Source organism: Edwardsiella tarda ATCC 15947 = NBRC 105688, assembly GCF_003113495.2.
Classification (GTDB): Bacteria; Pseudomonadota; Gammaproteobacteria; order Enterobacterales; family Enterobacteriaceae; genus Edwardsiella; species Edwardsiella tarda.
Map to the genome: position 1 here is coordinate 868,524 of NZ_CP084506.1, position 25,395 is coordinate 893,918.

Sequence of the window (25,395 nt, forward strand, 5' to 3'; positions counted from 1 at the left end):
TATTTTGGTTAAATAACTGTAATTACAGAACCATGCGGACGATTTCGATATTACCCAGCTCTTCGTACAGCGTCTCGACCTGTTCGACGTGGGTCGCATTGATGGTAATGGAGACCGAGTGGTAGTTGCCCTTGCTGCTCGGCTTCACCTGCGGGGTGTAGTCGCCCGGTGCATGGCGCTGTACCACTTCAACAACCTGATCGACCAGCTCAGGCTGTGCCAGCCCCATGACTTTATAGGTAAACTCGCACGGGAATTCGAGCAGTTCATTCAGTTTGGTTTTCATCTAAGCTCCAGCGTATTGCACTTTCTACCAATGATAACTCCCGCCGTAGCGGGAGTCTGACTTATACAGTATGTGGGGATGTGGGCGCCATTTTCAAGCCTGGCGCACAGAAATCAACCAAACCAGCGATGGAACAGCAGCTTGATATGATCGATCATGCGGCTGAAGAAACCGCCCTCTTGCACCTCGTTCAGTACCACCAGGGGGCGCTGTTCGATGGTCTTGCCATCCAGCTGGAAGTTGATGGTGCCGACCACCTGATCTTTAGCCAGCGGGGCGTCCAGTTCATTGCTGTTCAGCACATAACTGGCCTTGAGATCTTTCATCCGGCCACGCGGGATGGTCAGGTAGACGTCTTTATCCACCCCCAACTGGGCGCGATCGGTATCGCCGAACCAGACCGGCTCGGAGGCGAATTCACGTCCAGCCTTCAGCGGCGAGACGGTTTCGAAGAAGCGGAAGCCCCAGGTGAGCAGCTTCTTGCTTTCGGTCTCGCGGCCCTTAAAGGTCCGTCCACCCATCACCGCCGAGATCAGGCGCATGTTGCCTTCCGTCGCCGAGGCGACCAGGTTGTAGCCCGCCGAGGCGGTATGGCCGGTTTTGATGCCGTCCACATTCATGCTGGTATCCCACAACAGGCCGTTACGGTTCATCTGACGGATATTGTTGTAGGTAAACTCTTTTTCTTTATAGATGGCATATTCGTGCGGCACATCGCGGATCAACGCTTGGCCGATCAGCGCCATGTCACGCGCGGAGCTGAACTGACCCGGCGCGTCCAGGCCGTGCACCGTCTCGAAGTGGGTGTTTTGCAGCCCCAATGCCTTGACGTAGTTGTTCATCAACCCGACGAAGGCGTCTTGGCTACCGGCGACGTAGTCGGCCATGGCGACACAGGCGTCGTTACCGGAGACCAGGTTGATGCCGCGGATCAGATTACCGACGGAGACCTGATCGCCCGGCTTCAGGAACATCAGCGAGGAGCCTTGGAACACCGGGTTGCCCGTCGCCCAGGCATCCTTACCGACGGTGACCACATCGTTTTCACCGAACTTGCCGGCGCGCATCGCCTGGCCGATGACGTAGCTGGTCATCATCTTGGTCAGTGAGGCCGGGTTACGCCGCTCGTCGGCGTTATGTTCGGCCAGGACCTTGCCGGAGTTGTAGTCGATCAGAATATAGGCTTCGGCATCGATCTGCGGCACGCCCGGGATCATGGTCTTCAGATTGACGTCGTCGGCGCGCGCCGCGCCGGTGAGGGCTACGGCCAGCAGGCTGCCGGCGGCAACGTATTTCAGGGTTAAGGAAGCAGCTTTGCGTTTCATGATGGGGACTACAACATCCGTGAATTAAAGAGTGAAAAACGAGCCACACTATAGCAGATGGAACGTTAACGCATAGTGTGGCAATGGTTTTTTACACAAGCAATATGTGTATAAGTATTGCGTGGCTCGACGAGGGGCGAGCCACGCACAGATTAAGGCGCGCTGGTGATAAAGGATTGCTGACCGGCTTCGCGGGATAGGCGTTGTTGCAGCGCGCTGGCCTCGCCGTGGGTGGCGAAGGGCCCCAACTGGACGCGGAAGATCGCACCTTTGGCCTCGACCTTGCCCGGCACCGCGAAGCGTTGGCTGAGCTGCTGCTGCCACTGTTGGGCACGCGTGCTGCTACTGACCGCGCCGACCTGCACCAGGTAATGGCCGTTGGCGGCAGCGTGGCGGGCAACGGGTGCTGCCGCGCTGGCGCCATTCGTCGCCGATGGCGTACTGGCCGCTGCCGGTGTGGCTGGGGCCGCTGGGGCGCTCTCCTCTAACACGCCGCTAGGTAGCGGCTGCGGGGCGCCGAGGAAGCCACCGCTGTGGCTGGCCGGGGCGCTGAGCGGCATGCTGCTGTTTTCGTGACCGGGGGCGAGAGTGGCTGGCGTCGGGTTACCGATGGCACGTACCGCCGGTTGCTCCTGCGCCGGGGAGGCGCTTTGAGCTTGCGAAGGCATGGCCGAGGAGGTCGACAGGCTGGCGGCGGCGGGTTGGGACGCCGTCATGTCGATCTGCGGGCGAGCCGGCAGGGCATAGCTCTGTTTGGCGACACGGGTACCGATGGTGCCCGGGCCAGAGAGGGTGCCGTCCGGCGCCACATCGATAAAGTCGATGCGCACCTTGGTATGCTGGGTCAGATTCAGACGATTCGCGGCGGCAGTCGACAGATCGATGATACGCCCAGGGGTATAGGGACCGCGATCGTTGATGCGTACCACCAAACGGCGGCCGTTGGCCAGGTTGGTGACGCGCACATAGCTGGGGATCGGCAGGGTCGGGTGCGCCGCCGTCATGGCATCGGGATTGAACTGTTCACCACTGGCGGTGACATTACCGCGATTCTCCTCGCCGTAGCTGGCCGCCAGGCCGATCTGCGAGAAGTTGCTCGGATCCTTGACGATGGTATAACGCTGACCGTTACGGCTGTAATCCTGGTTGGCGCTGGGAATGTAGGGTTCATAGCGCGGTTCGACGCCGGGGATCTCGACGACGGGCCCGTTATAGGCCGGCTGCGGCGGCGCCTGGATCACGCCGTCGTCGTTGGTGGTACAACCCGCCAGGATCAGGCAGGCCAGGCTCAGGCTGAGCCAGGATTTGTGCGCCATTCGCATCGCGACCTCTACAGATTTTTGGATAACATTTTGCGATGGGTATGGATCGACATCACGATACCAAACCCGGCCATCAGGACGATCAACGCCGAGCCACCATAGCTGACTAGGGGCAAAGGTACGCCAACCACGGGTAAAATGCCACTGACCATCCCGATATTAACGAAAACATAAACGAATAGAATCAACATTAAACCACCAACCATCACCCGACCGAAGGTGGTCTGCGCTCGGGCGGCGATATACAGCCCGCGCATGATGATCAGCAGATACAGCGCCAACAACAGCAGTACCCCGAATAGCCCCAACTCCTCGGCCAATACGGCGAAGATAAAGTCGGTGTGGCGCTCCGGTAGGAACTCCAGTTGTGACTGGGTGCCGTGCAGCCAGCCTTTGCCGCTCAATCCGCCGGAGCCGATGGCGATCTTGGATTGAATGATGTGGTAGCCCGCGCCCAGCGGGTCGCTCTCTGGATCGAGTAGCATCATCACGCGGTCACGCTGGTAGTCGTGCATCAGGAAGAACCAAAGCACCGGGATGAAGGCGGCAACCAAGAGCACCGCCAAGCCGATCAGGCGCCAGCTCATGCCGGCGAGGAACAGGATAAATAACCCGGAGGCGGCAACCAGGATCGAGGTGCCCAGGTCCGGCTGAGCGGCGACCAGCAGGGTCGGCAGGAAGATCAGGATCAAGGCGATGCCGGTATGCTTGAGCGAGGGGGGGCAGACATCGCGGTTGATGAAGCGGGCCACCATCAATGGCACGGCGATCTTGGCGATCTCCGACGGCTGGAAGCGCACGAAGCCAAGATCCAGCCAGCGTTGCGCCCCCTTACTGATCTGGCCGAAGGCATCCACCAGGATCAACAGGATGACGCAGAAGATATACAGGTAGGGCGCCCAGTGCTCATAGACGCGCGGCGGGATCTGCGCCATGACCAGCATGACCACCAACCCCATCACGATTTGGCCGATCTTGCGCTCCATCATGCCCATGTCTTGGCCGCTGGCGCTCCACATCACGATGGCGCTATAGACCAGCACCGCCAGGATGCAGAGCAGGAAGGGCAGATCGATGTGCATCTTGGCCCAGATCGAGCGCTTTTGTTGATTCTCTGTCATGGTGAATCCGTATGCCTATCAGTCACCCTCCACGCCGGGGGGCGCGGGGGTAGCATTGGGAAGCTGGGTATTGTCATCGCCCAGCATGATGTGGTCCAGGATCTGGCGCATGATGGTACCGACCGCCGGACCGGCACCGCCGTTCTCCAGGATGATCGCCACCGAGACCTGCGGATTATCGTAGGGGGCGAAGGCGGTCATCAGCTTATGGTCACGCAGGTGTTCGGCGATGGTGTGCGCGTTATAGGTCTCGTAGCCGAATACCTGGGCGGTACCTGACTTGGCGGCAATCTTATAGGGCGCGCCGTTGAAGTATTTGTAACCGGTACCGTTGGGGCGGTTAGCCACGCCGAACATGCCATCCTTCGCGATCTCCCAGAAACCGGAGTGAATGTCGCCGATCTGCTGGCTCTCCTGCTGGCGGAATGGTACCAGCTGGCCGTCGATGCGAGTGCTCAACAGCAGGTGCGGCACTTTGACGTTGCCGTCGTTGATCAGGATATTCAGCGCCTTCGCCATCTGGATCGGGGTGGCGGTCCAATAGCCCTGGCCGATACCGACCGGGATGGTATCACCCTGATACCAGGGTTTCTTGTAACGTTTAAGTTTCCATTCACGGGTCGGCATCAGTCCGGAACGCTCCTCGGAGAGGTCAATGCCGGTATACTGGCCATAGCCGAACTTGCTGAGCCACTCGCTCAGGCGGTCGATCCCCATGTCATAGGCCACCTGATAGAAGAAGGTATCCGCCGACTCCTCCAGTGCCTTGGTGATGTTCAGCCGCCCGTGCCCCCACTTCTTCCAGTCGCGGAAGCGTTTCTCGGAGCCCGGTAGCTGCCACCAACCGGGATCGAAGAGGGTGGTGTTGCGTGAGATCACCCCGGCGCTCATCGCCGAGACCGCCACATACGGCTTCACCGTCGAGGCGGGTGGGTAGACCCCTTGGGTCGCGCGATTGATCAGCGGCCGATTGGCGTCGTTGAGCAGGGCGCGGTAGTCCTTGCTTGAGATGCCATCGACAAACAGGTTGGGATCATAGCTGGGGGTAGAGACCAGCGCCAGGATGCCGCCGGTGCGTGGATCGCTGACCACGACCGCGGCGCGGCTGCCAACCAGCAGCTGCTCGATGTAGCGCTGGAGGTTGAGATCCAGCGTGAGGTAGATGTCTTTCCCCGCCTGCGGGGGCTGTTCGTGTAGTTGGCGGATCACGCGGCCACGGTTATTGACCTCGACTTCTTCGTAACCGGTCTTGCCGTGCAGCACATCCTCATAGTAGCGCTCGATGCCCAGCTTGCCGATGTCATGGGTGGCGGCGTAGTTGGCCAGTTTGCCCTCTTTATCCAGTCGCTCGACGTCTTTATCGTTGATCTTGGAGACGTAGCCGATGACGTGGGTCAGGGCGGAGCCATAGGGGTAGTAGCGGCGCTGATAGCCTTTGACCTCGAAACCGGGGAAACGGAACTGGTTGACGGCGAAGCGCGCCACCTGCACCTCGTTGAGGGCGGTTTTCAGCGGAATAGAGGTGAAGCGCCGCGAGCGCTTACGCTCCTTCTGGAAGTTATCGAGATCGTCCGCGCTGAGATCGACGATGGGGCCCAGCGCCGCGATCTGTTCTTGCAGCCCCTCGACCTTCTCCGGGATCACTTCCAACTGATAGATGGTGCGGTTAAAGGCCAGCGGGGTCCCGTTGCGATCGTAGATCATGCCGCGGCTGGGCGCGATGGGCACCAGCTTGATACGGTTCTCGTTAGAGCGCGTCTTGTAATCTTCGAAGCGCAGGATCTGCAGGTGATAGAGGTTGGCGATCAGAACCCCGGTCAGCAGCAGGACGCCAGCGAAGGCGACCAGCGCGCGCCGGATGAACAGGGCGGACTCTGCCGAATAGTCACGAAAGGGGTTACGATCTGGTTTCATTCCGTTCCGTCATGCTCTAGCGTACTGCCGGGATTAACGTCATTGCCGGCGTAGGCCGGCAGGCGATTACTCACGATGATAAGGATGATTGGTCGTAATGCTCCACGCGCGGTAGAGGCTCTCGGCGACCAACACGCGCACCAGCGGGTGCGGCAGCGTCAGCGGTGACAACGACCAGCTTTGCTCGGCCGCCGCCTTGCAGGCCGGCGCCAACCCTTCGGGGCCACCGATCAGCAGGCTCACGTCGCGGCCATCCTGTTTCCAGCGTTCCAACTGCCCGGCCAATGCCGGGGTATCCCACGGTTTACCGGGAATATCCAGGGTGACTATGCGGTTACCTTTCCCCACCGCCGCCAGCATCAGCTCGCCCTCTCGTTCCAGGATGCGGCGAATGTCGGCGTTTTTACCGCGTTTACCGGCTGGCACCTCGGTCAGCTCAAACGGCATATCCTTGGGAAAGCGTTTGATATAGTCGAGAAAGCCGGTTTGTACCCAGTCGGGCATCTTGGTGCCGACCGCCACCAGTTGCAGTTTCACCGCATCAACCCCACAGCTTTTCCAGCTCGTACAGGCGGCGGCTCTCTTCCTGCATCACGTGTACGATGACATCGCCGAGATCGACCACCACCCATTCGGCGCCGTTTTGCCCTTCGACGCCCAACGGCATCAGCCCGGCGGCACGGGACGCCTGGACCACATGGTCGGCGATGGACATCACGTGGCGGTTAGAGGTGCCGGTGCAGATGATCATGCAGTCGGTGATACTGGATTTGCCACACACATCGATGGCGACGATCTCTTGCCCCTTCAGATCATCAATCTTATCAATAACGAAATCTTGGAGTGCTTTACCTTGCAAAGGTTCCCCCTCATCAAAAGGTGATAAATGTATCCGGCATGAGCCGGGATGACGCGGGGTCTCCCGGCGTGAGGCACGCGTGAATGGCGTGCCTGTCATGCGTAGCTGCGGAGAATAGCAGCCTGCAAATCCCTGTCAATCACCGAACGGGCGAAAGCGACCGACCGATGAGGCATGCTTAGCGATAGAGGCCCTGTAGCTCGATGTAACGTTGTACCGACCGCGGCAGGAGATCGTCACAGCTGATGCCCAGGTGGCGACGCTGACGAATATCGGTGGCGGAGACGGAGTAGAGCGGTGTGTCGGCCAGGTAGATAAAGCCGTGAGGGTGTTGGTGCAGACGGTCACTATCTTGGGTGCGGTGTCGCTCCAGCCAGGCTTGCAGCTCCGGCGTCGCCAGACGATCGGGATAGCCGGGGCGGGCACAGACTAGCAGGTGACAACAGCGCAGGATATCCTGCCAGCGCTGCCACTGGTGCAGGCTGAGCAGCGAGTCTTGCCCGATGATGAAAGCCAGCGGTTGGTTGACACCCAGTTCGGCGCGCAATCCCTCTAGGGTATCGATGGTATAGGAGGGGCTGTCGCGGCGGAGCTCGCGGTCATCGACGGAGAATAGCGGATCGTCTTCGATCGCCAGCTGCGCCATCGCCAGGCGTTGGGCGGCGCTGGCTTCCGGTTGGGGACGGTGCGGCGGCACATGGTTGGGCAGCAGGGTGATGTGGCTGAGGCCGACTTCCTGGGCCAGGGCCGTTACCGGTTTGAGGTGACCATAGTGAATGGGATCGAAAGTGCCTCCAAACAGCGCCAGCAGGGCTGGCGCCGCCGGGCAGGATTTACTCGGCATGCAGCATACTCTCCGGCAGCGTCTTGCCGCACAGTAGTAGGGTCAAGGATTCCAGCTGTGGCCAGACAGACTGGCCGAAATCCTGTTTGATGATCTGTTCGCATTGGCTAAGCAGCGCCACCGCCTGATACAACTGGGGTAACGCCAGGTTTTGTAACGCCTGGGTCAACAGCGGGCGGCGGTTTTGCCACACCTTATGCCGGTCGAACAGCGTGCGCAGCGGCGTCTGTTGGCTCGCTCGCTTCAACTGTAACAGCAGCAGCACTTCGCGCTGGACGGTGCGCAGCAGCACCACCGGCTCGCAGCCCTCCTGGCGTAACTGGCTCAGAATATGCCAGGCGCGTTTGGCGCGCGCCGCTAAGCAGGCATCCACCCAGTGGAAGGGGGAGAAGTGCGCGGCGTCGTTGACCGCCTGTTCGACGCGCGGCAGGGTGAGCCGCCCATCGGGGTAGAGCAGGGCGAGGCGGCCGAGGGCCTGCGCTAACGCCAACAGGTTGCCCTCGTAGCAGTAGCACAGCAGTTGCAGTGCCGCCTCGTCGAGCTGGAGTTGCATCTGGCGGGCGCGGTTGGCGACCCAGCGCGGCAGTTGCGCCTGCTCCGGTGTCTGGCAACTGATCAGGGTAGCCTGTGCGCTCAGTTGTTTGTACCAGGCGGCGTTTTCCTGGGCGCGTGTCGGACGGGGACCGCGCAGTAGCAGTAGCAGATCGGGGTGTAACAGCCCGGCCAGTTGAGTCAGCCGCTCGCCCATCGCCGCATTGACACCATTATCCGGCAGGGTCAGGGTGAGGATCTGGCGGCTGGCGAACAGGCTCAGCGATTGGGATTGGCTGAAGAGCGCCTCCCAGTCGGTGTGCGGATCGAGGGTGACGCTATAGTGCTCGTCGAATCCCAGCGTGCGCGCCCGTTGTTGGATCAGATCCAGGCTCTCCTGGATCAGTAGGGGTTCGTTGCCCAGAATGAAGTAGCAGGCGCGCAGTTCATCCTGCAACTGCGCGCCGAGCTGTTCGGGGTAGATCCGGTTCATTGCGCCGTCTGTCCGGCCGTAGAGGCCGGCGCGGCGATGACGCCGGTGTTGACCCGATCAAAGTCGTCGCTGCCTTGGACCTTTGGGGCGCTGGCATCGACGCGCATCCGCTGATCATTGCTCTGCAATTCGGCTGCCTGGACGCTCATCAGCTTACGAACCAGTTGCCGCGCCGCCTGTTGGTACATCTCCTGGACCAGCATTGCCTGTTCGGCATCCTTGGCCAAGGCGGCCAGCGGGTTGTCGAAGAAGCTGCGATAGACGCGTACCGTGATCGGATAGATGTCGTGGCCGCGCACCAGCACCTGGGCGTTGGCGGTCATCACCATCTGGTATTCCGCCGTCACCCCATCCTTAAAGATGGAGACGGTGTCCTGACTCCGGCTGACGCCTAACAGACGCAGTGAGGGCAGCACGTTGGCCTGGTCACCCTCCGTCTTGGCGCGCGTTTGCGTCGGCTGGCTCGCGGCATCGACGATGATGACGTCGTTCAGGCGTAGCTGTTCGCGCACCGCGCGAGTAAAGGGACCATACGGGTCGCTACTGTCTAAGATGAGCTTATGGAACTCGGAGGGAACCTGCGCGTCGCCGCGCAGGTGGAATCCGCATCCGGCGGTGAGTAACACCGCCAATCCTAGCAACAGCGTAGTGATACGATGTCGCACACGTCCTCCTCGGCTTAGCCGACAACCAGGTTAAGCAGTTTGCCCGCTACAAAGATCACCTTACGCACGGTGACGCCGTCGAGGTACTTGGCGACCAGCGGCTCTTGAGCCGCCAGGGCGCGTACCTGCTCCTCGCTGGCGTCGGCGGCAACGGTGATCTTGGCGCGAACCTTACCGTTGACCTGGACCACGATCAGCTTGTTCTCTTCGACCATCGCCGCTTCATCGGCGACCGGCCACGGTGCGACGTCGATATCGCCGGCGCCACCCAGGGCATGCCACAGAGTGAAGCAGACGTGCGGGGTGAACGGATACAGCATGCGTACCACTGCCAGCAGGGCCTCCTGCATCAGGGCGCGATCCTGTTCGCTCTCCTGCGGGGCGCGCGTCAACTTGTTCATCAGCTCCATCACGGCGGCGATGGCGGTGTTGAAGGTCTGACGGCGACCGATGTCGTCGCTCACCTTGGCGATGGTCTTGTGCAGATCGCGGCGCAAGGCTTTCTGATCGTCGTTCAGCGCACTCAGGTCGAGCGCGGCGGTTGGGCCCTTCTGTACGTGGTCATAGGCCAGTTTCCAGACACGCTTCAGGAAGCGGTTGGCCCCCTCGACGCCAGACTCCTGCCACTCCAGGGTCATCTCCGCCGGCGAGGCGAACATCATGAACAGACGCACGGTATCGGCGCCGTAGCGCTCGACCATCACCTGCGGGTCGATGCCGTTGTTCTTCGACTTGGACATCTTGCTCATGCCGGCGTAGATCAGCTCGCGCCCATCGCGGTCGGTGGCCTTGGTGATACGCCCCTTATCATCGCGTTCGACAGTGACATCGACCGGAGAGACCCAGTTGCGCTCGCCGTTGACGCCGGTGTAGTAGAAGGCGTCGGCCAGTACCATCCCCTGACACAGTAGGCGCTTGGCCGGCTCGTCGGAATCCACCAGGCCGGCATCACGCATCAGCTTGTGGAAGAAGCGGAAGTACATCAGGTGCATGATGGCGTGTTCGATACCGCCGACATATTGATCGACCGGCAGCCAGTAGTTGGCGGCCTCCGGATCGAGCATGCCTTGGTCGAACTGCGGGCAGGTGTAACGGGCGTAGTACCAGGAGGACTCCATAAAGGTGTCGAAGGTATCGGTTTCACGCAGCGCCGGTTGGCCATTGACGGTGGTCTTGGCCCATTCGGCATCGGCCTTGATCGGGCTGGTGATGCCATCCATCACCACGTCTTCCGGCAGGATCACCGGTAATTGATCTTCCGGGGTCGGGATCACGCTGCCATCTTCCAGGGTGATCATCGGGATCGGCGCACCCCAGTAGCGTTGACGGGAGACACCCCAGTCACGCAGGCGGTAGTTGACCTTACGCTCGCCGACGCCGAGGGCGGCTAAGCGGGCGGCTACCGCGTCGAAGGCGGCCGCGAAGTCCAGCCCGTCAAACTCGCCGGAGTTGAACAGCACGCCCTTTTCGGTCATCGCCGCGGCGGCGATATCCGGGACCTGGCCATCGGCGGTCAGGATCACCGCCTTCATCGGCAGGTCATACTTGCTGGCGAACTCCCAGTCACGCTGGTCATGGGCCGGGACGGACATCACCGCGCCGGTGCCGTAGTCCATCAGCACGAAGTTGGCGACCCAGATGGGGAGGCGCTCACCGCTCAGCGGGTGCACGGCGTACAGGCCGGTGGCCATGCCCTTCTTCTCCATGGTCGCCATGTCGGCTTCGGCGACCTTGGTGTTCTTGCATTCGTCGATAAACTGCGCCAACGCCGGGTTGTTGGCCGCGGCCGCTTGGGCCAACGGGTGCGCGGCGGCGATCGCCAGATAGCTGACCCCCATGAAGGTGTCCGGGCGCGTGGTATAGACGGCGAAGGTCTCGTCGCGATCGGCGACGCGGAAGGTGATCTCGACCCCTTCGGAACGGCCGATCCAGTTACGCTGCATGGTCTTGACCTGTTCCGGCCAATCCTCCAGCTTATCCAGATCGTTGAGCAGCTGATCGGCATAGTCGGTGATCTTGATGAACCACTGCGGGATCTCCTTGCGCTCCACTTTGGAGTCGCAGCGCCAGCAGCAGCCGTCGATCACCTGCTCGTTCGCCAGCACGGTCTGGTCGTTAGGGCACCAGTTGACCGCCGAGGTCTTCTTGTAGACCAGGCCTTTTTCATACAGCTTGGTGAAGAACCACTGCTCCCAGCGATAGTAGTCCGGCTTGCAGGTGGCGATTTCGCGGCTCCAGTCATAACCGAATCCCAGCAGCTTCAGCTGGTTCTTCATGTAATCGATGTTGGCATAGGTCCAGGGGGCCGGTGCGGTGTTGTTCTTGACCGCGGCGCCTTCCGCCGGCAGACCGAAGGCGTCCCAGCCGATGGGCTGCAGCACATTCTTGCCCAGCATGCGTTGATAGCGGGAGATCACATCACCGATGGTGTAGTTACGGACGTGGCCCATATGCAGACGGCCGGACGGGTACGGCAGCATGGAGAGGCAGTAGTATTTCTCCTTGCTGGCATCCTCGGTGACCTGGAAGGTTTTCTGTTCATCCCAATGGCGCTGGACGTGGGATTCGATGTCCTCTGGACGATATTGCTCTTGCATGGCAGCTGGAAGTCCTGTTAGTGAAACAGCTACACCTGTAGCCTGATGTGTGATAGTGATCGGCATAGAATAGCCGATAAGCGCCGCAGGCAACAACCGCCGAGCGTGGCTGTGTGGCGAATTCTTTCCCCGGCGGTGAGCTTGTCACCTTTTGTTACTCCGTGACGATGAAGATGATAGTCTGACAATTAATCATGGCTAAACTATAACTAACAGACTGGAGTTTGGGGATTTTCGTGCAGGCCGATGCAGAGGGGCCGGCGCGTTCGCTTTTCTGACCGCTGTGAGATGGAGGTAGGACGATGAGTAAGGTGACGCACTATTATCAGCAATGGCTGGCGGCGTTGACCGAACGCCTGAAGAAGGGGGAGCGCGACATCGACGCGCTGCTGGAGAGCGCGGAGCAGCAACTGCGCCATGCCAGTGACCTGAGCGAGGCCGACATCGAGCAGATCCGTCTGGCGATGCGCCGCGATCTGGAGGAGTTTGCCCGTGCCTATCAGGAGAGCCGCGATGAGATGGAGGACAGCGTCTTCATGCGGGTGATCAAGGAGAGCCTGTGGCAGGAGCTGGCCGACATCACCGACAAGACACAGCTCGAGTGGCGCGAGGTGTTACAGGATGTCAGCCATCACGGGGTCTACCACAGCGGCGAGGTGGTCGGCCTGGGACACTTGGTGTGCGAGAAGTGCCACTTCAACCTGGATGTCTACACCCCGGAGATCCTCCCGCGCTGCCCGCGTTGTGGTCATGACCAGTTCCAGCGCCGCCCCTTCCGCCCCTGAGGGCGATGGCATCGTGGCTCACCCTCCCACGCTACACCGCATAACGCCGTAGCGTGGCGATCAGTAATTCGACAAAGGCCGGGCGGTCGATGGTCAACAACACCTCGCAGTTGGCATCACGCCCCGTCAGCCGATCGCGATCGACCAGCGTCATCCCGGTCGTATAGCGCCCACGCGTCTCCACCCCCACCCAATAGCGCTCGCTGCTGAACAGCTGTGGCGCCAGCAGCCAGGCGATGGTGCAAGGATCGTGCATCGCCGCACCGGGCAAGCGGTTCGGCCCGTTGAGGTAGATGGGCAGGTAGAAATCGAGCATCTCGGCTACCGCGCACGCCACCGGGTTGGCGAGGGCGCGGATACGCTCGACCTCCTCTGGCAACACCAAGGCCTGGTGTGTCATATGCAATCCCGCCATCACCAGCGGGACGCCGGACTGCATGACGATCTCCGCTGCGTGGGGATCGACCAGGATGTTGAATTCGGCGCAGGGGGTGGCGTTACCCGCGCCCATTCCCCCGCCCATGAAGACGATCTGCGCCAGGCGTGAGGCCAGCTGTGGGTAGCTACGCAGCAGCAGGGCGGCATTGGTCATCGGACCGGTGACCACTAAGGTGACGGGCTCGGGACTGGCCTGCAGCACCTCGGCCATCAGCGCCAGCGCACCGCGCGCATCGGCATGCCGAGGGGCGTCGGGTAATTGCGTATGCCCCATCCCGGTGCTGCCATGCACCTCCTCGGCGATACGCAGCGGGGAGAGCAGTGGCTGGGCGGCGCCGCCGGCCAGCGGAATGTCGTCGCGCCCCATCAGGGTCAGCAGGCGCAGGGCATTGTTGAGGGTTTTATCCGGGGTCTGGTTACCGGCGCTGGTGGTCACGGCCAACACCTCCAGTTGCGGTGCACGCAGCGCCATCGCCAGGGCGATAGCATCATCCAGGCCAGGATCGCAGTCGATGATCAGCGGTAGTTTCATCGTGTTTCCTCCGTGAAGTCGCCATACGCCGTGGCGATCCGCTCGGCCAGCAGATCGACGAAGGCCTGGCGATCGATATCGGTCAGTAAGGTGGTGTTGGCGGGCAGGCCGTTCAGGCCGAGGCGATCCACCACCGTCATACCGTCGCTGTATTGCCCCGCGGTCTCTACGCCAACCCAACACTCATGCTGGGTGAACATCTGCGGGCGTAACAGCCAGGCGATGGTGCAGGGGTCGTGCAGCGGAGCCCCCTGGAAGCCCCACTTCTCTTGGCGATGATAGCGCATAAAGAAGTCGAGTAGCTCGGCGACGGTACGCGCCACCCTGTTGCCTAGGCCGCGTAAGCGTTCGATATCGGCGTCGAGGATCTGGGCCCGGTGGGTCACATCCAGGCCGGCCATCACGATGGGCACCCCGCTCTGGAATACCATCTCGGCGGCTTCGGGATCGACGTAGATATTGAACTCCGCCGCCGGCGTCCAGTTCCCCGCCCCGGCGCTGCCGCCCATGATGACGATGCGCTCAATGCGCGGCTTCAGCTCCGGGTGGGCGGCCAGCAGCAGTGCCACGTTAGTCAGCGGGCCGGTGGCCACCAGGGTGAGCGGCTGCGTCGTGGTGCGCAGTGTCTGCGCCATCAGCGCCAGTGCGCCTTCGGGGCGTGGTGCGAAGCCCGGCTCGGGGAGGTCTGGGCCGTCCAGCCCGCTCTCGCCGTGCACGTTATCGGCGATGATCAGCTCGCGCAGCAACGGTTTGGCGGCGCCCGCGGCGACCGGGATGTCGCTGCGGCGCAGCAGGGTGAGGATGCGCAGGGCGTTGCGCAGGGTCTTGTCCGGGGTTTGATTGCCGGCGCTGGTGGTCACGGCCCGCACATCCAGTTCTGGGCTGGCCAGCGCCAGGATCAGGGCGATGGCATCATCGTGGCCGGGGTCGCAATCGATAATCAGGGGTAGTGTCATGGGGAACCCTCCGGTTCGCGTCACGGGATGGTTGGCTTACACCATACTCCCGTGACGCGAGCGCGGACAGTCGTTGCGCGGCAAAGCGTGAGTCAGGGCGCACTCCGGATATGCCGAGCCGTCGCGAGGTTAGTGGATGATTTTGGCCAGGAAATCGCGCGCCCGCGGCGAATGGGGCTGGGTGAAGAAGTCATCCTTGGCCCGATCCTCGATGATCCGCCCCTCATCCATAAAGATCACGCGGTTGGCCACCTTGCGCGCGAAGCCCATCTCATGGGTAACCACCATCATGGTCATTCCGTCGCGTGCCAGGGAGACCATCACATCCAAGACCTCGTTGATCATCTCCGGATCGAGGGCCGAGGTCGGCTCGTCGAACAGCATCGCCACCGGATCCATGCACAGGGCGCGGGCAATGGCCACGCGTTGCTGCTGGCCACCGGAGAGTTGAGCAGGGAACTTGGCGGCGTGCGAGGCCAGACCGACCCGCTCCAGCAGCGCCTGTCCCTTGCTGACGGCTTGGGCGCGCGGCCGTCCCAGCACCTTGATTTGCGCCAGCGTCAGGTTGTCGATGATCGATAGATGGGGAAACAGTTCGAAGTGCTGGAAGACCATGCCGACCTGGGCACGCAGCTGCGCCAGATTGGTGTGGCGGTCGTGCAGCGCCGTACCATTGACGGTGATCTGCCCCTGCTGGATCGGCTCCAGCCCGTTGACGGTCTTGATCAGGGTCGACTTCCCCGAACCGGAGGGGCCGCAGACCACCACCACTTCGCCCTTATCGACATGGGTGCTGCAGTCGTTCAGCACCTGAAACTGTCCATACCATTTGCTGACGTGTTGCAGGGCGATCATACTGCGCTCCTTTTCTTAAGATGGTTGACCAGCAGCGAGGCGCTGAGGCTGATAATAAAGTAGATGAAGCCGGCGAACAGGATCATCTCCAGTTGGGTGCCGTCGCGTTCGCCGATGGTCGAGGCGGTGCGGAAGAAGTCGGCCAGACTCAGGACATACACCAACGAGGTGTCTTGAAATAGCACGATCCCTTGGGTCAGCAGCAGCGGTACCATGGCGCGGAACGCCTGCGGCAGGATCACCAGATACATGGATTGCCACGGTGTCATGCCGAGCGCCAGCGCGGCGGCGTTCTGCCCGCGTGCGACGCTCTTGATCCCGGCGCGGATGATCTCGGAATAGTAGGCGGCCTCGAACAGGGCGAAGGCGACCATCGCCGAAATCAGCCGGATATCCTGTTTGGGGGAGAGACCGAGCACCTGTTGCAACAGGCTCGGCACCACCAGATAGAACCACAGCAGTACCATCACCAACGGAACCGAGCGGAAGAGGTTGACGTACAGGGCGGCGAACCAGGCCAGGGGTTTCCAGCGCGACAGGCGCATCACCGCCAGACAGGTGCCCCACAGGATACCGACGATGACCGCCGTGACGGTGATCTGTAGGGTAATCACCATGCCATCCAACAGATAGGGCAGGCTGGGGACGATAGAACTCCAGTCAAATTGATACATTAGCGGCTCCCCATATTGCCCGGTAGCTGGAGGCGGCGCTCCAGTAGATGCATGCCCAGCATCAACAGCGCATTGATAGCGATATACGCCAGAGTGATGGCCGTGAAGGATTCATAGGCGTGTGCCGAGTAGTCTAGTAGCTTGCCCGCCTGGGCGGCCATGTCGAGCAAACCGATGGTCGAGGCGATGGCCGAATTCTTCACCAGGTTCAGCATCTCGGAGGTGAGCGGCGGCACGATGACGCGGTAGGCGTTGGGCAGCAGCACATAGCGGTAGGTTTGTGCCAGGGTGAAACCGAGCGCCAGCCCCGCATTCTTCTGCCCTCGCGGCAGGGCGTTGATCGCGGCGCGCACCTGTTCGCAGACGCGCGCGGCGGTAAAGAGCCCCAGACACAACAGCGAAGAGACGAAGAACTGAATCGGCGGATCCAGCTCGCCCTTAAACCAGTTGCCCCAGTCCGTCGGCAATAACTCCGGCACCACCAGATACCAGGTAAAGAATTGCACGATCAGCGGGACGTTGCGAAATAACTCCACGTAGAGGGCACCGAGGGTAGCCAATGGGCGGCTGGGCAGGGTACGCAGGATGCCCAACAACGAACCTAACAGCAGGGCGATCAACCAGGCTGCCGCGGAGAGGGCGAGGGTCACCTGCATCCCGGAGCCGATCCAGCCCAGGTAGGTGGTACCGCCGAAGGGTGCCGGCTCGAGGAAGATGCCCCAGTTCCAATCGATAGACATAGATGACTCCGGTTAACCCGCGCGCCGCCAGCGGGCGCGCGAGGAGAGCGATGCCGTGTCCCGTAGGGGGCTACGGGACGACGCGGCGTGGTTATGTTTATTCGGCGATGCGATCGTTGGGTGAGGCGAATAACTTACGCATCTCCTCGGAGAGGGCGAAGTGCAGGTTCATATTCTTCGGCGGGATCGGTTGCTCGAACCAGCGCTGATATCCGCTGGCGGCCTGACCGGAGGTTTGTGCCTGAGCGATGGTGTCATCGACCAGTTTCTTGAAGGCGGGGTCGTCCTTACGCAGCATGCAGCCGTAGGCCTCATAGGATTGCGGCGTACCGACGATGACCCAGCGCTCGGGTTGCTTGGCCTTGGCGCGCTCGCCCGCCAAGAGGGCATCATCCATCATGAAGGCCACGGCGCGGCCGCTCTCCAGCGTACGGAAGGCATCGCCATGATCCTTGGCGCTGATGATGCGCATCTTCATGCCCTCTTTCTCGTTCATCCGATTGAGCAGGATCTCCGAGGTGGTTCCGGAGGTGACCACCACCGGTTTACCGGCCAGATCGCGGAAGTCATGTACCCCGCTGTCTTTGGCGGTTAACAAGCGGGTACCGACGATGAACAGGGTATTGGAGAAGGCGACCTGTTGCTGGCGTTCGGCGTTATGGGTGGTCGAGCCGCATTCGAAATCATAGGTACCGTTTTGCAGCAACGGGATACGGTTCTGCGAGGTGATCGGTAGGAGCTTTACCTGCAGGTTGGGGAGACCGAGTTGCTTCTTTACCGCCGCCACGATGGCGTTGCTGTAGTCCTGCGAGTAGCCGACTACCTGCTGCTTATTGTCGTAATAAGAGAAGGGGACCGACGACTCACGGTGGCCGACCACGATGACCCCATTCTGCTTGATCTTCGCTAACGTGGCCGAGTCGGCGGCACCGTTATCCGCTACGGCATACAGCGGGAGAGATAATGCTAAAAGTGCCATTGTTAACACAGACTTATGCATGCCTAACTCCTTCCTGTCGAGGGTGTTGTGTCTATCTATTTGTTTTATAATGCTTATTCACATCCGTCTCACGCCGAACGTTAGCGTGAGTAGCGTTGCTGAAAACATAACGCAATGTAAATAAATTGATATCAATATGTTTATAAAATGAGATGTAACGCGCACCATTTTATGGCGTTGGCGTAGAGATGCACGCCGTTGGGGCGGCCGGTTGCGCCAGTGTGGTGCAAGCGAGGCCGTATGCCACCGTTAGGCGACACGTTTGCCCCACTACGGGGAGATATTGCAAGGGATATGCCAAAGGTGGGGGAGGCGGGCGATCTTCGCGATCGCCCGTGAGCGAGATTAACGGCGGCGCAGTGTGTAGAGCAGCGCCAAGGCGCCCATCAGCGCACTGAGGATCCAGAGGGGTGTGCTGCCTAGGCGGGCGTAAGGCGTTTCGCCCCGCGTCGGGGTGACGTTCACCTCGAGGACCAAGCGTTTGAACTGCGGCAGGCTGGCGATGACGTTACCGGAGGCGTCGACGGCGGCGGTGATGCCGTTATTGGTAGCACGCAGCAGTGGGCGGCCTAACTCCAGCGCGCGCATACGCGCCATCTGGAAGTGTTGCCACGGGCCGATGGAGTTGCCGAACCAAGCATCGTTAGAGACGGTGAGCAAGAAGTCGGTATTGGGCCGGAAGTTGGCGCGCACCTGCTCGCCCAGCACGATCTCATAGCAGATCGCGGTGGTCAGATTGTAGCCCTGCACCTGGAGCGCCGGTTGCACATAGTCGCCACGGCTGAAGGCCGACATCGGCAGATTGAAGAAGGGCGCCAGCGGGCGCAGCAGATCCTCCATCGGGACGAACTCGCCGAACGGCACCAGGTGATGCTTGCTGTAGCGTTGGCGCGCCGGATAGTGGTAAGGCGTCTCGCCACCTAGCACGATCACCGAGTTGTAGAAGCGCATGCCGTTCGGCCCGGGGCGTTCGTCCACCAAACCGGTGATCAGGCTGCTGTGGTGGGCACGCAGCAGGCGATCCATCATGGTCAGGAAGGGCTGTTCGTTGGCTTCGGTGTCGGCGATGGCTGACTCGGGCCAGATGATGATCGGCGCCTTGCCCAGATAGGGACGGGTGGTGTCGAGATAGGCTTGCAGCGAGGTGATCAGCGCATTCGGGTCCCACTTTAGCGATTGGGCGATGTCGCCTTGCACCATGGCGACATTGACCGACTTCTGCGGCAGGCTTTGATACCAGTGCAGTTGGCGGAGTGGCCAGGGGGCGAGTAAGAGCACCAGCGCCAGCAGTGCCGGTAGGAGGCGGCGTTGCACGGCGGCCAAGACCAGCAGGCCGCTGATGGCGACTAACAGGTAGGTGATGGCGTCGACGCCAGCCAGCGGTGCGATCCCTTTCAGCGGGCCGTTGAGCTGGCTATAGCCAAACTGTAGCCAGGGGAAGCCGGTCAGTACCCAACCACGCAGAAACTCGCTGACCTGCCACAGCGCAGGCGCCGCGATGACCAGACGCCAGACGGTGGCACGTGGCCATAGGCGGTTGAGTACGGCGCAGAACAGCAGCGGGTAGAGCGCCAGGTAGGCGGCCAGTAATACCACCAGGGAGACGCTGATCGCCGTCGGCATGCCGCCAAACTGTTCTATGCTGACATAGACCCAGTTGACGCCGCTGCCGAACAGCCCTAGCCCCCAGAGGAAGCCCAGTAGCATCGCCTGGCGAGTGGTGCGGTTTAGGGTGACGGCGAGTAGGCCGCATAGGGAGATCAGTGCCGCAGGCCAGATATCGTAGGGCGAGAAGGCGAGGGTGCCGCAGGCCCCGCAGGCCAAGGCCAATAACGCACGAATGCGTTGGCGTTGCAGTAAAGCAGCGATAGTCATTAATTCTACTCTTTTCACTTCAGAATGGAGATGTAGCCCAATCGTTGTTAAAAAATGGTGACAAATTCTATCCCACAGTGCCTATACTGGTGAAAAATAAAGCAATGATTCGGCTGTTTTTTATGGTGCGGTAACCAGCAGATAACGTGAGGGTAACATGATTATTGGCATACCAAGAGAAATAAAAAACCACGAATATCGTGTCGGTATGACGCCGAGCAGTGTACGTGAAGTTACGTTGCGAGGCCATAGAGTTATGGTGGAAAGCACGGCAGGGGCGGGGATCGGCTATAGCGACGAGCTGTACCGTCAGGCTGGCGCCGAGGTCGTTGCCGATGCCGCCACGCTATTCGCCAGCGCCGAGCTGATCGTCAAAGTGAAAGAGCCGCAGGCGGCGGAATGTGCCCGCCTGCGGCCGGGGCAGATCCTGTTTACCTACCTGCACCTGGCACCCGATCTGGCTCAGACCCAGGCGTTGCTGGCCAGCGGCGCGACCTGCATCGCCTATGAGACGGTGACCCAGCGTGAGGGGGGCCTGCCCCTATTGGCACCGATGTCGGCGGTGGCCGGGCGGATGTCGATCCAGGCTGGGGCCCAGGCGCTGGAGAAGACACAGGGCGGGCGCGGCATCCTATTAGGGGGCGTACCCGGCGTCGAGCCGGCTAAGGTGGTGATCCTCGGCGGCGGGGTGGTCGGCGCCAATGCGGCGCGTATGGCGCTGGGGATGCGCGCCGATGTGACGCTGCTGGATTGTAACCTGGCGGTGTTGCAACGCTTGGACAGTGAGTTTCAGGGGCGGGTGAAGCTGGTTTACTCTAGCCACGAGGCGATTGGGCGTCTGTTGCCGACGACCGATCTGCTGATCGGCGGAGTGTTAGTGCCCGGTGCCGCCGCGCCGAAGTTGGTATCGCGTGCGCAGGTGGCGATGATGCGTCCGGGGTCGGCGATCGTCGACGTGGCGATCGATCAGGGGGGATGTGTGGAAACCTCGCATCCAACCACCCATCAGGCGCCGACCTATGTCGAGGAGGGCGTGGTGCACTACTGCGTCGCGAATATGCCGGGGGCGGTGGCCTACACCGCGACCCAGGCGTTGAACAACGCGACGCTACCCTACATTCTGGCCTTGGCCGATCACGGCTTGGCGGCGTTGCGTCAGGATGCGGGATTATTGGCTGGATTGAATGTGATGGCGGGGCAGCTGACCTGCCAGGCGGTGGCGCAGGCACATGGCCTGAGTTACACCGATCCACACCGCCTACTGGCGTAAGCGCGCTAAACGGGGGGCGAGCCGCCCCCTCGTTTTAGATCTCGACGTCCAGTTTAGGCAGGGGGGCGTTATCCGGGATCTTGACGTGTACCTGGATGATGCGCCGGCTGTCCGCCATGGCGACCTTAAACAGGTAGCCATCGATCTCAATACTCTCGCCGCGTGACGGTAGATGGCCAAAGGCCTGCATCACTAAGCCGCCGATCGTGTCGACCTCCTCGTCGCTGAAGCGCGTCGCGAAGGCCTCGTTGAAGTCCTCGATCTGGGTCAGCGCCCGCACGGTGTATAGGTGGCGGCTGATCTGGCGCACGTCGCGGTCCTCGACCTCATCGTACTCGTCGTCGATCTCGCCGACGATCAATTCCAGAATATCCTCGATGGTCACCAGCCCGGAGACACCGCCGAACTCGTCGATGACGATGGCCATATGGTAACGCTGGGAGCGAAACTCCTTCAGCATCCGGTCGACGCGTTTGCTTTCTGGCACCACGACTGCCTGGCGTAGCACCTTGTCGATGCTGAACGGTTCGGCATCGCTGCGCATAAAGGGCAGCAGATCCTTGGCCATCAGCAATCCTTCGATGTGATCTTTATCCTCGCTGATCACCGGGAAGCGGGAGTGGGCGGAGTCGATGATGACGTCCAGGCACTCATCCAGGGTCTGATTACGCTTCAGGGTGACCATCTGGCTGCGTGGGATCATGATGTCGCGGACGCGTTGTTCGGCGATATCCATCACCCCCTCCAGCATGTCGCGGGTATCGGGGTCGATCAGATCGTTCTGCTCGGAGTCACGGATCAGCTCAACCAGATCGTTGCGGTTTTTCGGTTCGCCGTGGAACAGTTGGTTGAGCAAAAGGGAAAAGAAGCCTTTCTTATGGGGACTGGGGCTGTCGCTATTCTGAGAATGGTCGTCGCTCATAGCGTATGTGTGTGGTTACTCTTTGTCTGGTCAATCTTAACGCCGGCCGCCTGGCGGCCAGCGCAAACATGAACCCGGGGGTTCGTTCAGTCGGACTCTTTTTCGGCCGCGTAGGGATCGGGATAACCCAATGCCTGCATGATGTCGGCCTCCAGAGACTCCATCTCTTCAGCCTCTTCGTCGCTGATGTGGTCATACCCTAGCAGATGAAGCGCGCCATGCACAACCATATGCGCCCAATGTGAGAGCGGGGTTATGTTCTGTTGCTGCGCCTCTAACTCCACCACCTGACGGCAGATCACCATGTCACCGAGTAGCGGCAGCTCAATTTCCGGCGGGGCCTCAAACGGGAAGGAGAGCACGTTGGTCGGGCGATCTTTACCGCGGTAGGTGAGGTTAAGTTCGTGGCTCTCCGCCTCATCCACCAGGCGAATGGTGACCTCCGCCTCGTCACGAAAGCGCGGCAGTACCGCCTCGAGCCAGCGGAGAAAGTCGCCCTCGGCGGGGAGGCCGGGGGCGTCGTCGCAGGCGATCTGTAGGTCGAGAATAATATTACTCATGCTTGTTCCTGTTGCTGAGAGGCTTGAGCCTCGCGTTTACGCTCGGCGGCCAGCGCTGCCTTACGTTGCTGATCGGCGGCTTCCCACGCCTCGTAGGCCATGACGACGCGGGCGACGACGGGGTGGCGAACCACATCTTCGCTGTGGAAGAAGTTGAAGCTGATCTCGTCGACCGGAGAGAGCACCTCGATGGCGTGGCGCAGGCCGGATTTTTGGTTGCGTGGCAGGTCGACCTGGGTGATGTCGCCGGTGATCACCGCCTTGGAGTTAAAACCGATGCGCGTCAGGAACATCTTCATCTGTTCGATGGTGGTGTTCTGGCTTTCGTCCAGGATGATAAAGGCGTCGTTCAGGGTGCGTCCGCGCATGTAGGCCAGCGGCGCGACCTCGATGATGTTGCGCTCCATCAGTTTCTCGACCCGCTCGAAGCCGAGCATCTCAAACAGGGCGTCATACAGCGGGCGCAGATAGGGGTCAACCTTCTGGCTGAGATCCCCGGGGAGAAAGCCCAGCTTTTCCCCCGCCTCGACCGCCGGACGGGTCAGCAGGATGCGGCGGATCTCCTGGCGTTCCAGGGCGTCGACCGCGGCGGCCACCGCCAGATAGGTCTTACCGGTCCCGGCGGGGCCGATGCCGAAGGTGATGTCGTGATCGAGAATGTTGGCGATGTACTGCGCCTGATTCGGGGTACGCGGCTTGATCAGCCCACGCTTGGTCTTGATGTGGATCGCCTTGCCGTAGTCCGGCACGTGTTCGGCGGCCTGCTCCAGCACATGGCTCTCCTTGAGTGCCAGGTGGATCTGCTCGGGATCGATGTCGCCGACCTGGCCGCGTAGCGGGGCGGTCTCCACATACAGATTTTTGAGAATATCGATGGCGGCGCGGACACAGGGGGTGCGGCCGACCAGTTTAAAGTGATTGTCACGGTGACTGATTTCGATCCCCAGGCGGCGCTCTAGCAGCTTGATATTGTCATCAAACGGGCCGCATAGGCTGTTCAGTCGCTGATTATCAGCGGGTTCAAGCAGAAGCTCTTCGGTAGTGACGTTCAAATCGATCCTCGAATGTATTGGTTCGTTGCTGCGCTCAAGCGCCGTCAGGGCTGACGGTGTCGGGCGCGCCTCAATGCGTGCCGCCTGGCGGTCACGCGCAAGAAAACGCTCTCCATCATACATGCCAGGAGGGAACAATTACCAATCCCGGCTGGCCGCATGGCCCGATATGCGTTGCTGTTCGGCGCCGTTTCCGGCACGGAGAGCAGGCTGGAGGCGTTGGTTTAATCCGATGTAATCATTGCCTTTTAGGCGGGATATTCTACCACTTCCTCCACCGTTTTCCGCCCCTGGTGTATGAAAAACGCCCGGTCCAGAACCGGGCGTTGACGGGGGGAGGGTGAACGGGATGGCTTACGGCTGGTAGCGGCCGACGCCCAGATCGTCCTCTTTACGGGTACGGGCGATCACCGACTGCGGTGATTCGCTGATGCGTAGTCCCATCTCCTCTTCGCTGCGTACCACCACGCCGCGCAGGGAGTTCGGCAGCACCTCGGTGATCTCCACATCGACGAAGCGGCCGATCATCTCCGGTTGGCCGGCGAAGTTGACCACGCGGTTGTTTTCGGTACGACCAGAGAGCTCCATCACGTTCTTGCGTGAGGTGCCCTCGACCAGGATGCGCTGCACGGTGCCCTGCATCCGGCGGCTGTAACGCATCGCCTGTTGGCTGATACGCTCTTGCAGGATATACAGGCGCTGTTTCTTCTCCTCCTCCGGGACATCGTCCACCATGTCGGCGGCCGGGGTCCCCGGACGGGCGGAGAAGATGAAGCTGTAGCTCATGTCGAAGTCGACGTCGGCGATCAGCTGCATGGTCTGTTCGAAGTCCTGCTGGGTCTCCCCAGGGAAGCCGACGATAAAGTCGGAGCTGATCTGAATGTCCGGGCGCGCCTTGCGCAGCTTACGGATGATCGCCTTGTACTCCAGTGCGGTGTGGGTGCGCTTCATCAGGTTGAGGATGCGGTCGGAGCCGCTCTGCACCGGCAGGTGCAGGAAGCTGACCAACTCCGGCGTGTCCTCATACACGGCGATGATATCGTCGCTGAATTCGATCGGATGGCTGGTGGTGAAGCGAATACGGTCGATGCCGTCGATGGCGGCCACCAGGCGCAGCAGTTCGGCGAAGGTGCAGATACCGCCGTCGAAGGTGGCACCACGGTAGGCGTTCACATTCTGCCCCAGTAGGTTGACTTCGCGTACCCCTTGGGCGGCCAGCTGGGCGATTTCGAACAGGACGTCGTCGCACGGGCGGCTGACTTCGGCGCCACGGGTATAGGGCACGACGCAGTAGGTGCAGTACTTGTTACAGCCTTCCATGATGGAGACGAAGGCGGTGGCACCCTCGGCGCGTGGCTCCGGTAGACGGTCGAACTTCTCGATCTCTGGGAAGCTGACATCGACTACCGGGCTGTGGCTGCCGCGTGCGCGCTCGATCATCTCCGGTAGGCGATGTAGGGTCTGTGGCCCGAAGATGATGTCGACGAAGCTGGCGCGCTCGCGGATGTGCTCACCCTCTTGTGAGGCGACGCAACCGCCGACGCCAATGATCAGATCCGGTTTGGCCTCTTTGAGCATCTTCCAGCGGCCAAGCTGATGGAACACTTTTTCCTGCGCCTTTTCACGGATCGAACAGGTATTCAGCAGCAGGACATCGGCGTCCTCGGCATTATCCGTCAGCTCAAGGCCATGCGTGCTGCCCAGCAGATCGGCCATCTTGGATGAGTCATACTCATTCATCTGACAGCCCCAGGTTTTAATATGCAGTTTTTTTGTCAT

The 25,395-nt window shown here is 61.0% G+C and carries 24 protein-coding genes; 2 read left to right on the plus strand and 22 right to left on the minus strand.

The features are described from left to right. Positions 1 to 22: 22 nt before the first annotated feature. From ybeD to leuS, 11 genes are all read right to left on the minus strand, one after another. Entirely contained in the window at positions 23 to 286 is a 264-nt protein-coding gene (gene ybeD, locus DCL27_RS04005; RefSeq protein ID WP_005289148.1) for a DUF493 family protein YbeD, read from the minus strand. Between the two features lie 113 nt (positions 287 to 399). Next, positions 400 to 1,611 carry a D-alanyl-D-alanine carboxypeptidase DacA gene (gene dacA, locus DCL27_RS04010; RefSeq protein ID WP_035597453.1) on the minus strand — a complete coding sequence of 404 codons (1,212 nt, stop codon included), beginning with the start codon at positions 1,609 to 1,611 and terminating at the stop codon, positions 400 to 402. Between the two features lie 152 nt (positions 1,612 to 1,763). After that, on the minus strand, positions 1,764 to 2,933 hold the full coding sequence (gene rlpA, locus DCL27_RS04015) for an endolytic peptidoglycan transglycosylase RlpA (protein ID WP_035597450.1): 1,170 nt from the start codon (positions 2,931 to 2,933) through the stop codon (positions 1,764 to 1,766). Between the two features lie 8 nt (positions 2,934 to 2,941). Then, positions 2,942 to 4,054, minus strand: coding sequence for a peptidoglycan glycosyltransferase MrdB (gene mrdB / locus DCL27_RS04020; RefSeq protein ID WP_005289139.1), 1,113 nt, complete (start codon positions 4,052 to 4,054; stop codon positions 2,942 to 2,944). A gap of 18 nt (positions 4,055 to 4,072) precedes the next feature. After that, complete coding sequence (mrdA, locus tag DCL27_RS04025) at positions 4,073 to 5,968, minus strand: peptidoglycan DD-transpeptidase MrdA (protein WP_005289136.1); 1,896 nt, start codon at positions 5,966 to 5,968, stop codon at positions 4,073 to 4,075. Between the two features lie 66 nt (positions 5,969 to 6,034). Continuing rightward, a complete protein-coding gene (gene rlmH, locus DCL27_RS04030) occupies positions 6,035 to 6,505 on the minus strand; it encodes a 23S rRNA (pseudouridine(1915)-N(3))-methyltransferase RlmH (protein WP_005289134.1) in 471 nt (156 codons plus the stop codon). Between the two features lie 4 nt (positions 6,506 to 6,509). Next, positions 6,510 to 6,827, minus strand: coding sequence for a ribosome silencing factor (rsfS, locus tag DCL27_RS04035; protein WP_005289131.1), 318 nt, complete (start codon positions 6,825 to 6,827; stop codon positions 6,510 to 6,512). Positions 6,828 to 7,005: 178 nt separating this feature from the next. Continuing rightward, positions 7,006 to 7,671 (minus strand): nicotinate-nucleotide adenylyltransferase, encoded by a 666-nt coding sequence (nadD, locus tag DCL27_RS04040; RefSeq protein ID WP_005289129.1) that lies wholly within the window; start codon positions 7,669 to 7,671, stop codon positions 7,006 to 7,008. Next, positions 7,661 to 8,695 (minus strand): DNA polymerase III subunit delta, encoded by a 1,035-nt coding sequence (gene holA / locus DCL27_RS04045; protein WP_005289126.1) that lies wholly within the window; start codon positions 8,693 to 8,695, stop codon positions 7,661 to 7,663. Before holA ends, nadD begins: the two co-directional genes overlap by 11 nt. Further along, the gene (gene lptE, locus DCL27_RS04050; RefSeq protein WP_035597447.1) at positions 8,692 to 9,360 is read right to left on the minus strand and encodes an LPS assembly lipoprotein LptE; all 669 of its coding nucleotides are present in this window, start codon (positions 9,358 to 9,360) and stop codon (positions 8,692 to 8,694) included. The genes holA and lptE overlap by 4 nt, the downstream gene beginning before the upstream one ends. Positions 9,361 to 9,374: 14 nt before the next feature. Continuing rightward, positions 9,375 to 11,957, minus strand: coding sequence for a leucine--tRNA ligase (gene leuS, locus DCL27_RS04055; RefSeq protein ID WP_035597444.1), 2,583 nt, complete (start codon positions 11,955 to 11,957; stop codon positions 9,375 to 9,377). 302 nt (positions 11,958 to 12,259) lie between these two features. Here leuS and DCL27_RS04060 point away from each other — a divergent pair, with 302 nt between their 5' ends. Further along, positions 12,260 to 12,742, plus strand: a complete 483-nt coding sequence (locus DCL27_RS04060) for a zinc ribbon-containing protein (protein WP_005289114.1) — start codon at positions 12,260 to 12,262, stop codon at positions 12,740 to 12,742. A gap of 31 nt (positions 12,743 to 12,773) precedes the next feature. Here DCL27_RS04060 and rihA (DCL27_RS04065) read toward each other — a convergent pair whose 3' ends face one another. From rihA (DCL27_RS04065) to lnt, 7 genes are all read right to left on the minus strand, one after another. After that, positions 12,774 to 13,712, minus strand: a complete 939-nt coding sequence (gene rihA, locus DCL27_RS04065; RefSeq protein ID WP_035597441.1) for a pyrimidine-specific ribonucleoside hydrolase RihA — start codon at positions 13,710 to 13,712, stop codon at positions 12,774 to 12,776. After that, a complete protein-coding gene (gene rihA / locus DCL27_RS04070) occupies positions 13,709 to 14,668 on the minus strand; it encodes a pyrimidine-specific ribonucleoside hydrolase RihA (RefSeq protein ID WP_035597437.1) in 960 nt (319 codons plus the stop codon). Before rihA (DCL27_RS04070) ends, rihA (DCL27_RS04065) begins: the two co-directional genes overlap by 4 nt. A 129-nt stretch (positions 14,669 to 14,797) precedes the next feature. Continuing rightward, positions 14,798 to 15,523 (minus strand): amino acid ABC transporter ATP-binding protein, encoded by a 726-nt coding sequence (locus tag DCL27_RS04075; protein WP_005289105.1) that lies wholly within the window; start codon positions 15,521 to 15,523, stop codon positions 14,798 to 14,800. Continuing rightward, positions 15,520 to 16,197, minus strand: a complete 678-nt coding sequence (gene gltK, locus DCL27_RS04080; RefSeq protein WP_035597435.1) for a glutamate/aspartate ABC transporter permease GltK — start codon at positions 16,195 to 16,197, stop codon at positions 15,520 to 15,522. The genes DCL27_RS04075 and gltK overlap by 4 nt, the downstream gene beginning before the upstream one ends. Further along, positions 16,197 to 16,937, minus strand: coding sequence for an amino acid ABC transporter permease (locus DCL27_RS04085; RefSeq protein WP_005289099.1), 741 nt, complete (start codon positions 16,935 to 16,937; stop codon positions 16,197 to 16,199). Before DCL27_RS04085 ends, gltK begins: the two co-directional genes overlap by 1 nt. A gap of 97 nt (positions 16,938 to 17,034) precedes the next feature. Beyond that, positions 17,035 to 17,937 (minus strand): glutamate/aspartate ABC transporter substrate-binding protein, encoded by a 903-nt coding sequence (locus DCL27_RS04090; RefSeq protein WP_005289096.1) that lies wholly within the window; start codon positions 17,935 to 17,937, stop codon positions 17,035 to 17,037. 345 nt (positions 17,938 to 18,282) lie between these two features. Further along, positions 18,283 to 19,812 carry an apolipoprotein N-acyltransferase gene (gene lnt, locus DCL27_RS04095; RefSeq protein ID WP_005289086.1) on the minus strand — a complete coding sequence of 510 codons (1,530 nt, stop codon included), beginning with the start codon at positions 19,810 to 19,812 and terminating at the stop codon, positions 18,283 to 18,285. 157 nt (positions 19,813 to 19,969) lie between these two features. On the opposite strand from lnt, the gene ald reads away from it, so the two are divergent. Continuing rightward, positions 19,970 to 21,082 (plus strand): alanine dehydrogenase, encoded by a 1,113-nt coding sequence (gene ald, locus DCL27_RS04100; protein ID WP_035597433.1) that lies wholly within the window; start codon positions 19,970 to 19,972, stop codon positions 21,080 to 21,082. Between the two features lie 34 nt (positions 21,083 to 21,116). Here ald and corC read toward each other — a convergent pair whose 3' ends face one another. From corC to miaB, 4 genes are all read right to left on the minus strand, one after another. Beyond that, positions 21,117 to 22,004, minus strand: a complete 888-nt coding sequence (corC, locus tag DCL27_RS04105) for a CNNM family magnesium/cobalt transport protein CorC (protein WP_005289077.1) — start codon at positions 22,002 to 22,004, stop codon at positions 21,117 to 21,119. Between the two features lie 86 nt (positions 22,005 to 22,090). Next, on the minus strand, positions 22,091 to 22,564 hold the full coding sequence (gene ybeY, locus DCL27_RS04110) for an rRNA maturation RNase YbeY (protein ID WP_005289073.1): 474 nt from the start codon (positions 22,562 to 22,564) through the stop codon (positions 22,091 to 22,093). Beyond that, entirely contained in the window at positions 22,561 to 23,616 is a 1,056-nt protein-coding gene (locus tag DCL27_RS04115) for a PhoH family protein (protein WP_005295300.1), read from the minus strand. The genes ybeY and DCL27_RS04115 overlap by 4 nt, the downstream gene beginning before the upstream one ends. 354 nt (positions 23,617 to 23,970) lie before the next feature. Further along, positions 23,971 to 25,395: a tRNA (N6-isopentenyl adenosine(37)-C2)-methylthiotransferase MiaB gene (gene miaB, locus DCL27_RS04120; protein WP_005289066.1), complete on the minus strand. Its 1,425-nt coding sequence runs from the start codon at positions 25,393 to 25,395 to the stop codon at positions 23,971 to 23,973.

Bases quoted from the DNA above. Each gene is read 5' to 3' on its own strand.
- corC (WP_005289077.1), bottom strand. From the start codon at position 22,004: ATGAGCGACGACCATTCTCAGAATAGCGACAGCCCCAGTCCCCATAAG.
- ybeY (WP_005289073.1), bottom strand. From the start codon at position 22,564: ATGAGTAATATTATTCTCGACCTACAGATCGCCTGCGACGACGCCCCC.
- nadD (WP_005289129.1), bottom strand. From the start codon at position 7,671: ATGCCGAGTAAATCCTGCCCGGCGGCGCCAGCCCTGCTGGCGCTGTTT.
- DCL27_RS04060 (WP_005289114.1), top strand. From the start codon at position 12,260: ATGAGTAAGGTGACGCACTATTATCAGCAATGGCTGGCGGCGTTGACC.
- lnt (WP_005289086.1), bottom strand. From the start codon at position 19,812: ATGACTATCGCTGCTTTACTGCAACGCCAACGCATTCGTGCGTTATTG.
- rlpA (WP_035597450.1), bottom strand. From the start codon at position 2,933: ATGCGAATGGCGCACAAATCCTGGCTCAGCCTGAGCCTGGCCTGCCTG.
- leuS (WP_035597444.1), bottom strand. From the start codon at position 11,957: ATGCAAGAGCAATATCGTCCAGAGGACATCGAATCCCACGTCCAGCGC.
- ald (WP_035597433.1), top strand. From the start codon at position 19,970: ATGATTATTGGCATACCAAGAGAAATAAAAAACCACGAATATCGTGTC.
- gltK (WP_035597435.1), bottom strand. From the start codon at position 16,197: ATGTATCAATTTGACTGGAGTTCTATCGTCCCCAGCCTGCCCTATCTG.
- DCL27_RS04085 (WP_005289099.1), bottom strand. From the start codon at position 16,937: ATGTCTATCGATTGGAACTGGGGCATCTTCCTCGAGCCGGCACCCTTC.
- holA (WP_005289126.1), bottom strand. From the start codon at position 8,695: ATGAACCGGATCTACCCCGAACAGCTCGGCGCGCAGTTGCAGGATGAA.
- dacA (WP_035597453.1), bottom strand. From the start codon at position 1,611: ATGAAACGCAAAGCTGCTTCCTTAACCCTGAAATACGTTGCCGCCGGC.
- rihA (WP_035597437.1), bottom strand. From the start codon at position 14,668: ATGACACTACCCCTGATTATCGATTGCGACCCCGGCCACGATGATGCC.
- rihA (WP_035597441.1), bottom strand. From the start codon at position 13,712: ATGAAACTACCGCTGATCATCGACTGCGATCCTGGCCTGGATGATGCT.
- DCL27_RS04075 (WP_005289105.1), bottom strand. From the start codon at position 15,523: ATGATCGCCCTGCAACACGTCAGCAAATGGTATGGACAGTTTCAGGTG.
- mrdB (WP_005289139.1), bottom strand. From the start codon at position 4,054: ATGACAGAGAATCAACAAAAGCGCTCGATCTGGGCCAAGATGCACATC.
- mrdA (WP_005289136.1), bottom strand. From the start codon at position 5,968: ATGAAACCAGATCGTAACCCCTTTCGTGACTATTCGGCAGAGTCCGCC.
- miaB (WP_005289066.1), bottom strand. From the start codon at position 25,395: ATGACAAAAAAACTGCATATTAAAACCTGGGGCTGTCAGATGAATGAG.
- DCL27_RS04090 (WP_005289096.1), bottom strand. From the start codon at position 17,937: ATGCATAAGTCTGTGTTAACAATGGCACTTTTAGCATTATCTCTCCCG.
- ybeD (WP_005289148.1), bottom strand. From the start codon at position 286: ATGAAAACCAAACTGAATGAACTGCTCGAATTCCCGTGCGAGTTTACC.